Below are 11,775 nucleotides of genomic sequence, written 5' to 3' on the forward strand. Positions count from 1 at the left end.
CGTGCAAGCGCAGCGCCGCCGGGCGAAACAAACGGCGCTGTACTAGAACCACGCCTCCCACATCGCGCCGACGTTGAAGTCATCGAGCGTTTCGTCTTTGGTGTTGTTCACGCGCGCGGTGCGTGCGTTATCCACCTTGCCGCCGGTCACGTAGAAGCGCAGCATCGGACGGAACTCTGGCCCCATGGCGATAGACATGTTCTGCGACAGGGTCAGCTTCCAGCCCTTGTTGTCGCCGCCGTTGTCGTAATCCACGTGTTGCCAGCCTGCTTCCAGCCAGGTGGAGTGAACGTCGTTCCACCAGTGCATCGGACGCACGATGGCGTTGTAGTTCTTGCGGTTGTCGGTCTTATCGCGGCTGTTGTCGTAGTCGTGGAAGGCGAGGATATACTCCACCTGCGTGGCCTGGGTGAATTTGTATAGCCCTTCGAAGCTGGCGTAGACCGTGGTCAGATCCTCGGTTTTGTTGAACACGCTGTTGTCCGCGTTATCGGAGTAGCGGGCAATCACCTTGTTCACGCCGCTGTCGTTGGTGTGGCTCAGCACCACGCCGCCCTGCCACGCGTTCAGACGTTCGTCGCTCTCCACCGCTTTGGAGTCAAAGCCGTAGTTGGCGTAAAGCTCCATGTCGATCGGTCCGAGCTTCATGCCGTGGATTTTAGAGGTGGCCGCGTAGTTACCTTTGTCGCCCGTGCCGGACCCGCCGGTACAGGTGATGCGCGACGGGTTGGCTTCATCTTCCATCACTTCCGGGCTACAGGATTCCACCGCCGCCACGGCGGCGACGTCAAACTGCACGCCGCCGATGTCGAAGTTCTTCACCCCGGCGCCCTGGCCGTCGTGGTTCATCCAGAAGTAATCGTTGATGCCCTGCTGCGGACGCTGGTGGAAGTCACGACCGGCCCAGAAATAGGCGTTCGGGTTGGAGGCCATAATATTGGTCACCCCGGCGTAGGCTTTTTTCAGGTTAACTTCGTCGCCCCAGTGGTCGATCATCACGTTGATGTCCCAGATGGCGCCGTTTTCGCCTTTAAAGGCCTTGGAAAGCTGGAATTCCCCGCCGTTGCCTTCGTTGCCCAGACGACCAATGGCGGACGCGCCGTTGTATGAACCGTCCACCGCCACGTATTTCTGATCGGCGGCCTGGAAGTGCGCGCCGTATCGGGCGTAGCCGGTAAATTTAACCCCAAACGGAATCGCCATATCCGGAGATTGCGCCGCGCTTTGCGGCTCGGTCACCACGTCCGCTTTTTTCGCGACGGCAGCATCCATTTTGGCCTGACGTTCAGCCAGGGCTTTATCCACCGCTTTCGCCACAATGGCGTCGATTTGTTCCTGCGTGAATTCCTGTGCGAGCACGGAAATTGGGCAAAGCGCGGCGATAACCGCCATGGTTAATGGAAGTTTTTTAATCGTATTCATGGTTATCTCAATATAGTTTAATTTTATTCAGACAATAACCATCCCGCTCCGATCTGACAGAATATGTCGCTATCATCAGAACAAGTGGATTTCTAGTTTTAGGTACAGAGGTGTTACATTAATTTATTTCGACATAGGCTATCTCTGATATAAATGAATAATTTCTTCGGATAATTCACGCGCTAATAAGGAATTCATTAAATGATCCTGCGCGTGCACCATAATTAACGTCATCGGCTGGCGGCCTTCGCCCGCATCCTGCTCGATCAGTTTGGTCTGCATCTTGTGCGCCTGGCGCGCGTAGCCGTCGGCTTCGCGCAGCAGGCTTTTGGCTTCGTCAATGTTGCCCTGGCGCGCGGCGTGCAGGGCTTCAAAGCACAGGCTGCGGGACTGCCCGGCATTGACGATAATTTCCATTACGGCTTCTTCTAATGCGATCATCATCATTACTCTTTATCAAAACTATTATTTAACGCGGTGGCGGCAAACCACTCCCCGCTTTTCTTAATGGTGCGTTTCTGCGTCTCTAAATCGAGCTGGATAAATCCGTAGCGATTTTTATACGCGTTGCACCACGACCAGTTATCTATAAACGTCCACATATGGTAGCCAAGACAATTACACCCTTCGCTAATCCCTTTATGCAGCCAGGCTAAATGTTCGGAAATAAACTCGATGCGGTATTGATCGTTAATCTGACCATTTTCAATAAAACGCTGCTCATTTTCGACGCCCATGCCGTTTTCGGAAATAAAGCAGCGAGGGTTGCCGTAATTGTCGCGCAGGTTAATCAGAATATCGTAGATACCCGGCTCGTAGATTTCCCAGCCGCGGTGCGGATTCATCTTGCGGCCCGGCATCTCGTAATTATCAAAGAACCACTCCGGCATAAACGGCGCCTGCGGGTTCACCGCGCTGTCGCGACACTTCACGCGACGCGGCTGATAGTAGTTAATGCCGAGCAGGTCGATTTTCCCTTCTGCAATCAGGAAACCGTCTTCCGGCTTGCAGGCGGGCAGCTGGTCGTAAGATTTCAGGAGCGCCACCAGATCCGCCGGGTATTCGCCTCGCAGAACCGGGTCAAGGAAGCTGCGGTTAAACATCAGATCCGCAACGTGCGCCGCCTTCACGTCTGCCGGGTTCTGCGAACGCGGATACGACGGCGTCAGGTTCAACACGATGCCGATCTCCCCCGCGTAGTGCCCGGCGCGGTAGGCCTGCACCGCCTTCGCATGGGCCAGCACCGTGTGATACGCCACGGTGGCCGCCCTGCGGAAATCCACTACGTTGGGGTAGTGGAAGTCGTACAGATAACCGCCTTCCACCGGCACGATCGGTTCGTTGAAGGTAAACCAGTGCAGCACGCGATCGCCGAACAGCTCGAAGCAAATCTGCGCGTAACGTGCGTACGCGTCCACCACGTTGCGGTTTTCCCAGCCGCCTATTTCCTGCATCGCCATCGGCATGTCGAAATGGAACAGAGTGATAAACGGCGTGATGCCCTGTTCATTCAGCTCATCAATGACCTGATTATAAAAATCAACCGCCTCCGGATTCACTTCACCGATACCGTCGGGGATCAGGCGCGCCCAGCTAATCGAGGTGCGAAAGCTGTTGTGGTTCAGCTGCTTCAACAGCTGAATGTCCGTTTTCCAGTGCTGATAAAACGTGGAGGTCTGCTGTGGCCCCACGCCGTTGTGAAAACGGTTCGGCTCGCGGGCAAACCAGTAGTCCCACGTGGTTTCCCCCTCTCTTGCCCCTTCCGTCTGGAGAGCGGAGCTTGCGCTGCCCCACCAGAAGTTATCGGGAAATGCGTATTTCATGACTCTTCCTCTTTGACTTAATTGCTGGCGGTCTCAGCGGCACCGACGGTTGCCTGGGCCTTCTGCTCTTCGTTTTTGATGAGCGTACGCTCATAGGCGCGCAGGAACGGCAGGTACATCAGCGCGGACATCACCATACAGACCAGGCACATCACCACCGGGCTCAACGCCCAGTTCGCCGCCCACGAGGCGCCGATCGGTGCAGGGGTAGTCCATGGGGTCAATGACACAACCTGTGCCAGCCAGCCGAGCTTGGTTGCCGCGTACGCCAGACAGGCGTTGACCAGCGGAACGAACACGAACGGGATAAACAGCATCGGGTTCATGATGATCGGCGCGCCGAACAGAATCGGTTCGTTGATGTTAAAGAAGCTTGGCACCACGCCCATTTTGCCGATGGTGCGCAGGTGGGTAACGCGGCTGCGCAGCAGCAGGAACGCCAGCGGCAGGGTGGAGCCGACGCCGCCAATCAGCAGGTAGTGATCCCAGAAGCCCTGCAGGTAGACGTGCGGCAGCGCCGCGCCTGCGGCCAGTGCCGCCTGGTTTGCCGAGAGGTTGGCCATCCAGAACGGGTTCATGATGCCGGTGACAATCAGCGAACCGTGGATACCGGCGAACCAGAAGATCTGGCACAGCAGCACGGAGAGCAGAATGGCGGGCAGGGAGTCAGAGGCGGACACTAGCGGCTCCAGCAGGTGCATAATCGCCTGCGGGATAATCATCCCGGTCTGCGCTTCAATGAACAGGTTCAGCGGGTGCAGCGTACCGATCACCACCATCACCGGGATCAGGATCTCAAACGAGCGCGCCACGCCGGTCGGGACTTCCTTCGGCAGACGAATGGTCACGTTGTTCTGCTTCAGCCACGCGTAAACGCGGGTGGCGTAGATCGCGGTAATCAGCGCGGTGAAGATGCCCTGACCGGAGAGATACTGGGTCGAGATTTTGCCGTCGGCATACGGCGCGGCGACCAGCAGGAAGGCCATAAAGGCCAGCAGGCCGGACATCACCGGGTCGAGGTTAAACTGACGCCCCAGGCTCGCCCCAATCCCCACCGAGATGAAGAAGGTCATCACGCCCATGCTGAGGTTAAACGGCAGCATCAGCTGCTCGCGGTAGGTCTGGGAGAAATCCAGCCAGCCGCGGGCGAAGCTGTTGGTGGTATCCGCCGAGAACGGCGGGAAGATGAACACCAGCATAAACGAGCCGATGATCATGAACGGCAGCGCGGCGGTAAAGCCGTCGCGGATGGCAATCACATACTTTTGCTGGCCGAGCTTCGCGGCCAGCGGGGTAATTGACTGCTCAATCACCGCGACCATGGATTGATATAACGAACTCATGTGAACACCTTTTAGTGTGCCGCTTCGATGAGCGACAGAGCATAGTCCAGTACTTTATCGCCACGCTGCATGCCATAGTCCATCATATCGATGGGCTGCACCGGAATGCCATGCGTCGCCGCCTTGTCTGAGAGTGTCTGTAACATGTATTTCACTTGCGGTCCGAGAAGGACAACCTGGTATTGCGGAAACTGCGTATCAAATTCGGAAACACCGTACGCATCAATCTTCACCGGCAAACCACGTTCTTTCGCGACATCGACCATTTTGCTGACCAGCAGGCTGGTGGACATCCCGGCAGAGCAGCACAGCATAATCTTGAACATCGACAACCATCCTCTAAATGTAAAAAGTTATTGCGAGGATGATTGGACATTATACGGAAACCGGTTTCCATTTATAAAAAGCAGAACTGTGATAGCCATCAAGATCCAATACTTATGAGGCTAATTAACCGGATGTGCGTCACATAATTTGGCTGGTTTGACATCATTTTGAGTGGAAACGGAAAATCGGTTTCCATGGAAAACGGAAACGGATATACTCCGTTCTGGCTATAATGTGAGCCGAAGCGGTGATGGAATTTGCAGGCGCGAGGTAAGCCTGCCAGGGGAAAAAGATGTCGACAATCAATGATGTATCACGTCTTGCCGGGGTGTCTAAAGCCACGGTTTCGCGAGTGTTGAGTGGGTCGCGTGGCGTTAAGGAAGCCAGCCGTCAGGCCGTTCTGAAAGCTGTGGATGAGCTGAACTATCGTCCCAACGTGATTGCCCAGTCGCTGCTGAGCCAGTCGACGGGCTGCATTGGGGTCATTTGCGCCCAGGAAAACATTAACCAGACCACCGGTTATCTGTACGCGCTGGAAAAACAGCTCAGCCAGCATCAAAAACACCTGCTGCTGCGTTTCGCGCACGGTAAAGCGGAAGTGATGAACGCCCTTGAAGAACTTTCCTGCGGGCTTTGTGATGACATCCTGGTGATCGGCGCCCGTTTCCCGCTGGACGTCGACATGGACAACGTCATCCTGGTCGACTGCATGGAGTCTGATAATTCCAACAGCATCCAGTTCGATCACGCTTTTGCCGCAGAAACTGCCTGTAATTATCTCACCAGCCAGGGGCGTCGCCAGATTGCGCTGATCCACCCCCACGGCAGCGGTTTTGCCGACCAGGTGCTGCTCGGCTACAAGCACGCGCTGGAGAAAAATTTCCTGCCCTTTAATCGCAACCTGGTCTTTATGGACGCGACGTCTTCGTCCGTTGCGCTGCAGGAGCTGCTGAATAACGCCAGCACGCTGAACTTCAACGCGCTGCTGGTGGCGGACGAGCAGGAAGCCCAGCGGGTGATCCCGCAGCTGCAGGCGTTTAATAAATCGGTACCGGACGACATCATGGTCTTTAGCCTTGCCGGATCGCTGCACCTGCCGGGTATTCCGGTGATCCCGGCGATTGAATATTCCATGGATGCCATGGCGGCGCGTATTGTGGGCTGGCTGACGGAGAAAACGCAGATGCTGGGCTCGTATGTGCTGCGCGGAGATTTAATTATTCCGGATGTGCGTAAGCGTTAAATATGTTTTCCAGGCCGGGTAAGCGTAGCGCCACCCGGCAAGCAGCATTCAATAATCTTCCATACAATCCACTTGACCAATCGCCCCCCAGTAGGCATCCAGGTTGTCGCGCTTCACGGCGGTAATGGCATTTTTGATTAGCAGCTGATTGGCCTCGGACGACAAAATCATCTCCTGCCAGGCTTTATCGCTCTGCTTTTTCTGTGGCGTACAGGTTTTCTTAATATCTTTAAGGACCTGCTGCTTTATTTGCGCCTCTTTCATGGGATCGTCCTTTTCCTGAGCATGGACAAACGCGGCGAACAGCAGACAAACCAGCAGGCAGACAAGGTGTGCAGCTTTCATCAACAACCCCCTTTTGACGTCACAGGCTTCCCATGAAATATATCGTTACATTCAGTGTAGCGACGCCAGCCGAAAGTATGAATTTTCTCCGTAAAGTATCTGTGAGATAGTCAAACAGCACACAAAAACAGGGAGAACGTCATGCAACTGAGCATTACCAATACGGTTACGCAGCAGGAAAAAGAAGAGTTATTCGTGGGGCTGCGTGCCTACAACGCGCAATTTTTGGATATGGCGACCTTTAGCGGCGACGTTGGCGTTTACATGCGTGACGATAATGGCGCCATGCTGGGCGGGTTAATCGGTGTGCGAAAAGGCGACTGGCTGAATATCGACTATCTCTGGGTGAGCGAGACCGTGCGCGGATCCGGCGTTGGCAGCCAGCTCATCAGAACGGCCGAAGAGGAAGCCAGACGCAAAGGCTGCAAGCACGCGCTGGTCGATACCGCCAGCTTCCAGGCGCGGCCGTTCTATGAAAAACAGGGGTACCAGTTGCAAATGTCTTTGCAGGATTATCCTTATCCGGGCATGCAGCGACATTACCTGGCGAAAGCCCTTTAGCTCTGAATCCGCAGGCCGGGTAAGCGCAGCGCCACCCGGCTATACCCGCATATAACTTATCCTTCTTATTGATTCTTTTTCGGTTTTTATTTCACCGCCTCGTTGTCGATATAGTCATTACAACATTCAGCAAAAGGAACTGTCTTGTGAAACGTCGATTGGGTGCTCTGGTACTGGCTGGCCTGTTGCTGGCAGGGTGCGATCAAAGTGGCAGCGATGCCAAACACATTAAAGTCGGCGTCATCAACGGCGCCGAGCAGGACGTGGCGGAAGTCGCCAAAAAGGTGGCGAAAGAGAAATATGGCCTCGACGTGGAGCTGGTGGGCTTCAGCGGCTCGCTGTTGCCTAACGATGCCACCAACCAGGGGGAACTGGATGCCAACGTCTTCCAGCATCGCCCGTTCCTTGCAGAGGATAACAAGGCGCATGGCTACAAGCTGGTGGCCGTGGCGAACACCTTTGTTTTCCCGATGGCCGGCTATTCCCGCAAAATCAAATCCGTCTCTGACCTGAAGGACGGAGCGACCATTGCCATTCCAAACGACCCTACAAACCTGGGCCGCGCGCTGCTGCTGTTGCAAAAAGAGAAGCTCATCACCCTGAAGCCGGACACCGGGCTGCTGCCAACGGCGCTGGATATTACCGCCAACCCTAAACAGCTGAAAATCATGGAGCTCGAAGGGGCGCAGCTGCCGCGCGTGCTGGACGACCCGAAAGTCGATGTCGCCATCATCAGCACTACCTACATCCAGCAAACCGGGCTGTCGCCGGTGCATGACAGCGTCTTTATCGAAGACAAAAACTCGCCGTACGTGAACATCGTTGTGACGCGCGAAGACAACAAAGACGCCGAGAACGTGAAGGAATTTATCCAGTCGTATCAGTCGCCTGAAGTGGCGAAAGCGGCGGAGACGATCTTTAACGGCGGGGCGGTGCCGGGCTGGTAACAATCTGATGGAAAAAGGGTTGCTTAAATTGGCCCGATTCCATCGGTAATCGCCCTTTAACCCACAGCGTCAGCTGAGACGGCTGGCTATCCTCCTTATCACACCAACCGGAGGATAGCCCATGAACATTACCCACATTCGCAACGCCACCCAGCTGATTACCTACGCCGGAAAACGTCTTTTAATCGACCCGATGCTGGCCCCTAAGGGGGCTTACCCGGGCTTTCCCGGCACTGCGTATGCCGAACGCCGTAATCCGACTGTCGAGCTCCCCGTTGACGTCAACACGCTGCTGGACGCCGACGCGGTGATCGTCACCCATACTCATGACGATCACTGGGATCGCGCCGCGGCAGAGCTGATCGCCAAAGATAAGCCGATCTACGTGCAAAACGAGCGTGACGCCGCGCTGCTGCGCAGCCAGGGTTTTAGCAACCTGACCGTCATGACCGACGCAACCACCTTTGGTGATATCCGGATAGCGAAAACTCACGGCGGCCAGCACGGTACCGATCGCGCTTACGCCGTGCCCGAACTGGCGGAGCGGCTGGGCGAGGCCTGTGGCGTGGTGCTCCGTCATCCTGATGAGAAGACGCTCTATATTGCCGGGGATACCGTCTGGCGTGACGAAGTGGCGGCCGATCTGCAAAAGCATCAGCCGGACGTGGTGGTGCTGAACGCCGGCTATGCTCACGTCATTGGCTTTGGGCCCATTATTATGGGGCAGGAGGACGTGCTCAACGTCCATTTCCTGCTGCCGCAGGCCAAAATTCTGGCGAGCCATATGGAAGCCATTAACCACTGCCTGTTAACCCGCAGCGCGCTGCGTGAGTACGTTGAAGCCAACCAGGTGAGTGACGCAGTGAGCATTCCCCAGGATGGCGAAACCGTTATATTCTGAGTATCTAAAAGGGAAAGGAGAGACAAATGCCGCTAGTCAACGTCGCGATTGTCGCGGTAGACGGGTTCAGCCCGTTCCACTACTCCGTTCCCTGCATTCTGTTTGGCGACTCGGTCTCCGGAGAAAAGCGCTTTAACGTGACGATCTGCGCCGAAACGCCGGGGTTCCTCACCTCAAAAGACGGATTTGCCCTCAACGCCACGCAGGATTTTACCGCCATTGGGCAGACCGATATTGTTGTCGTTCCCTACTGGCAGCACGTTCTTGAACGCCCGCCGCAGTCGCTGCTCGACAGCCTGGTGCAGGCGAGAGACAACGGCGCAGAAATCGTCGGGCTGTGTCTGGGGTCGTTTGTGCTGGCCTGGGCGGGTCTTCTCGACGGTAAGCGTGCGGCCACCCACTGGGAGTTCGAACGTCAGTTTCAGTCCCTCTTCCCGAACGTTCGGCTGGATATTAATGCCCTTTACGTGGATGACGGCAATATCATTACCTCTGCCGGGACTGCCGCCGCGCTGGACTGCTGCCTGTATATCATTCGCCAGCGCTTTGGCAGCGTGGTCGCCAACCAGATTGCCCGCCGGATGATTGTACCGCCCCACCGCGAGGGCGGTCAGGTGCAGTTCATCGCCCAGCCGGTTCCTAAAGATACCCGCGACGGACGCATTAACTGCCTGATCGACTATCTTCAGCAGCACATCACCGAACCGCATAGCCTGGACTCGCTGGCGGAGGTCGTCTCGATGAGCCGCCGCACCCTGACCCGTCATTTTGTTAACGCTACGGGGATGAGCGTCGCCGACTGGCTGACCGCCGAACGCCTGCGGCGCAGCCAGATCCTGCTGGAAGCCGGAAATATGCCGATTGAGCGCGTGGCTGAGCTGGTGGGATTTAATTCCGCCGTCACCTGGCGACAGCAGTTTAAGGCTCGTTTTGGGGTGAGCCCTGCGGAATGGAGAAAAACCTTTCGTCTTCACAGCTAGTTTATTTGGGCTAACTCAAGATTTAAGGCTTAGTTAAATAATTTATTATTTTTTCTTAATCGACCTCTCATTTTTCTAAAAAAATATTTTATTTGATGAGCCCTAACGCAAATTAGATATACTCGCATTAAGAATGCTCTTATATTTTGAAAATATTAATTGCGAATAAATTTTGTGGCATGGATGAATAGGAATAAAATAAAAAAGAGAATAATTTCATTAGCAAATTATATTATTTTTATCTTATCGGTTACGCTTTTTTCAGCGAGCGTTAACGCTGCTCCGTTGTCTCCAGCCGATCGCGATTCCATCCAGCAGCAACAGCAGCAGCTTTTATTACAGAACCAGCAACAGCGTGAGGAGCTGGAGCGGAGTATTCCTCGTCCCGCGCCCGCCAGACCGCTGCCGGCTACCGGCGCCGGGCCCTGCTTCACCATTGATACCATTACCCTTTCCGGCACGACCCTAATCTCCCCGAAAACCCGGCAGGCCCTTGTCGCGCCGTGGCAGGGCCGCTGTCTGGATATGGCGAAAATAACGGAGCTTCTCGCCCATATTTCTGACTGGTATATCAGCCGGGGATATATCACCAGCCGCGCTTTTCTTACCGAGCAGGATCTCTCCGGCGGTCTGCTGAATATTGTGGTGCTGGAAGGACGGCTGGAAGCGATCCGTCTGGAAGGCGAAACGCCGCACATGCTGAAAATGGCGTTTCCGGGACGGGTCGGCGGCATCCTTAATTTACGCGACATCGAACAGGGCATGGAGCAAATTAACCGTTTGCGTGCCGAACCGGTTCAGATTGAAATTCTTCCGGGAACGCAGCCCGGATATTCCATCGTTAACCTCACGGCAAAACCGGAATTTCCCTTAAGTGCATCGGTAAGCCTGGATAATAGCGGGCAGAAAAGTACCGGCGAAGATCAGCTGAGTGGCGTGCTCACCGCCAATAATATGCTTGGGCTGGCGGATAAATGGTTTGTCAGCGGCGGGCGCAGCAGCGATTTTGCCAGCGCGTACGATGCGCAGAATTTCCAGGCGGGCGTCAGCGTGCCGTTTGGCTACGGCCTGCTGGACTACAGCTACGCCTGGAGTAACTACCGGACCACCATCAGTAACCAGGGATTCAACTGGCTCTCCACGGGCGATACCAAAACCCACCGCCTTAACGCGTCCTGGGTGGTCTTCCGCAACGGGGAGGTGAAAACCGGCATTGCGGCTGGCGTGGTTCAGCGCTCCAGCCGCAACTGGCTCAACGACGCGCCGCTTCAGAGCAGCACGCGCAACCTCTCCAGCCTGATTCTGGGCATTACGCACACGCAAAAAATGCTGGGCGGCGTGGCGACCTTCAACCCGACCTGGAGCCACGGCATGCCGTGGTTCAGTGCCGAAACCGACGAAGATAAGTCCGGGGATGTGCCGCGCGCGGAATTCCGTAAATGGAGTCTGAACGCCAGCTTCCAGCGGCCGATTACCCGTAATGCCTGGTGGCTGACCAGCGCCTACGGCCAGTGGTCGCCCGACCGGCTGTACGGCTCTGAGCGCCTGACGCTCGGCGGCGAAAGCTCCGTGCGCGGTTTTAAAGAGCAGTACCTGTCCGGGGATAACGGCGGCTACTGGCGTAACGAGCTGGGGTACTCCCTCTTCACCCTTCCGGTGATTGGCGCAGTGAGCGCAACGGTCGCCGTTGACGGCGGCTGGCTGGAAAAAGACCGTCAGGACCGCTTTGCCTCCGGCACGTTATGGGGAGGCTCGGTGGGGCTGAGCAGCGCAGGGCGCTGGTACAGCAGCCAGATTTCGGTCGGTACGCCCCTGCACTACCCCGACTGGCTCGGCCCGGATCATGTGAGCGTTAACTGGCGCATTGCCTTCATGCTTTAAGA

Annotated in this window: 12 protein-coding genes; 6 read left to right on the forward strand and 6 right to left on the reverse strand. The window is 55.8% G+C overall.

What is annotated here, in order from left to right; genetic code table 11:
* Positions 1–42: 42 nt before the first annotated feature.
* From PUP35_RS00200 to PUP35_RS00220, 5 genes are all read right to left on the reverse strand, one after another.
* Complete coding sequence (locus PUP35_RS00200; protein ID WP_047649991.1) at positions 43–1,422, reverse strand: carbohydrate porin; 1,380 nt, start codon at positions 1,420–1,422, stop codon at positions 43–45.
* 138 nt (positions 1,423–1,560) lie between these two features.
* Positions 1,561–1,863: a PTS lactose/cellobiose transporter subunit IIA gene (locus PUP35_RS00205; protein WP_029741865.1), complete on the reverse strand. Its 303-nt coding sequence runs from the start codon at positions 1,861–1,863 to the stop codon at positions 1,561–1,563.
* Between the two features lie 5 nt (positions 1,864–1,868).
* Complete coding sequence (locus PUP35_RS00210) at positions 1,869–3,245, reverse strand: glycoside hydrolase family 1 protein (protein WP_274241482.1); 1,377 nt, start codon at positions 3,243–3,245, stop codon at positions 1,869–1,871.
* A 17-nt stretch (positions 3,246–3,262) separates the two neighbouring features.
* Positions 3,263–4,588, reverse strand: a complete 1,326-nt coding sequence (locus tag PUP35_RS00215) for a PTS sugar transporter subunit IIC (RefSeq protein ID WP_023309840.1) — start codon at positions 4,586–4,588, stop codon at positions 3,263–3,265.
* An 11-nt stretch (positions 4,589–4,599) separates the two neighbouring features.
* Positions 4,600–4,914, reverse strand: coding sequence for a PTS sugar transporter subunit IIB (locus tag PUP35_RS00220; protein ID WP_032644367.1), 315 nt, complete (start codon positions 4,912–4,914; stop codon positions 4,600–4,602).
* Positions 4,915–5,207: 293 nt separating this feature from the next.
* Here PUP35_RS00220 and PUP35_RS00225 point away from each other — a divergent pair, with 293 nt between their 5' ends.
* Positions 5,208–6,158 carry a LacI family DNA-binding transcriptional regulator gene (locus PUP35_RS00225; RefSeq protein ID WP_115876739.1) on the forward strand — a complete coding sequence of 317 codons (951 nt, stop codon included), beginning with the start codon at positions 5,208–5,210 and terminating at the stop codon, positions 6,156–6,158.
* Between the two features lie 48 nt (positions 6,159–6,206).
* Here the strand turns inward: PUP35_RS00225 and PUP35_RS00230 are convergent, their stop codons facing one another.
* The gene (locus tag PUP35_RS00230; RefSeq protein ID WP_127729048.1) at positions 6,207–6,503 is read right to left on the reverse strand and encodes a YicS family protein; all 297 of its coding nucleotides are present in this window, start codon (positions 6,501–6,503) and stop codon (positions 6,207–6,209) included.
* 141 nt (positions 6,504–6,644) lie between these two features.
* On the opposite strand from PUP35_RS00230, the gene PUP35_RS00235 reads away from it, so the two are divergent.
* The 5 genes from PUP35_RS00235 to PUP35_RS00255 all read left to right on the forward strand — a co-directional run bounded on the left by PUP35_RS00235 (position 6,645) and on the right by PUP35_RS00255 (position 11,773).
* The gene (locus PUP35_RS00235; protein WP_127729050.1) at positions 6,645–7,064 is read left to right on the forward strand and encodes a GNAT family N-acetyltransferase; all 420 of its coding nucleotides are present in this window, start codon (positions 6,645–6,647) and stop codon (positions 7,062–7,064) included.
* Positions 7,065–7,210: 146 nt separating this feature from the next.
* Positions 7,211–8,011 carry a lipoprotein NlpA gene (gene nlpA / locus PUP35_RS00240; protein ID WP_008500128.1) on the forward strand — a complete coding sequence of 267 codons (801 nt, stop codon included), beginning with the start codon at positions 7,211–7,213 and terminating at the stop codon, positions 8,009–8,011.
* Between the two features lie 121 nt (positions 8,012–8,132).
* Positions 8,133–8,912 carry an MBL fold metallo-hydrolase gene (locus PUP35_RS00245; RefSeq protein WP_115876735.1) on the forward strand — a complete coding sequence of 260 codons (780 nt, stop codon included), beginning with the start codon at positions 8,133–8,135 and terminating at the stop codon, positions 8,910–8,912.
* A 26-nt stretch (positions 8,913–8,938) separates the two neighbouring features.
* Positions 8,939–9,892, forward strand: coding sequence for a GlxA family transcriptional regulator (locus PUP35_RS00250; protein ID WP_274241489.1), 954 nt, complete (start codon positions 8,939–8,941; stop codon positions 9,890–9,892).
* A 183-nt stretch (positions 9,893–10,075) separates the two neighbouring features.
* On the forward strand, positions 10,076–11,773 hold the full coding sequence (locus PUP35_RS00255) for a ShlB/FhaC/HecB family hemolysin secretion/activation protein (RefSeq protein WP_274241491.1): 1,698 nt from the start codon (positions 10,076–10,078) through the stop codon (positions 11,771–11,773).
* Positions 11,774–11,775: the final 2 nt, after the last annotated feature.

Origin of the sequence: Enterobacter sp. S-33 (assembly GCF_028735835.1) — a bacterium.
GTDB classification, from domain to species: domain Bacteria; phylum Pseudomonadota; class Gammaproteobacteria; order Enterobacterales; family Enterobacteriaceae; genus Enterobacter; species Enterobacter vonholyi.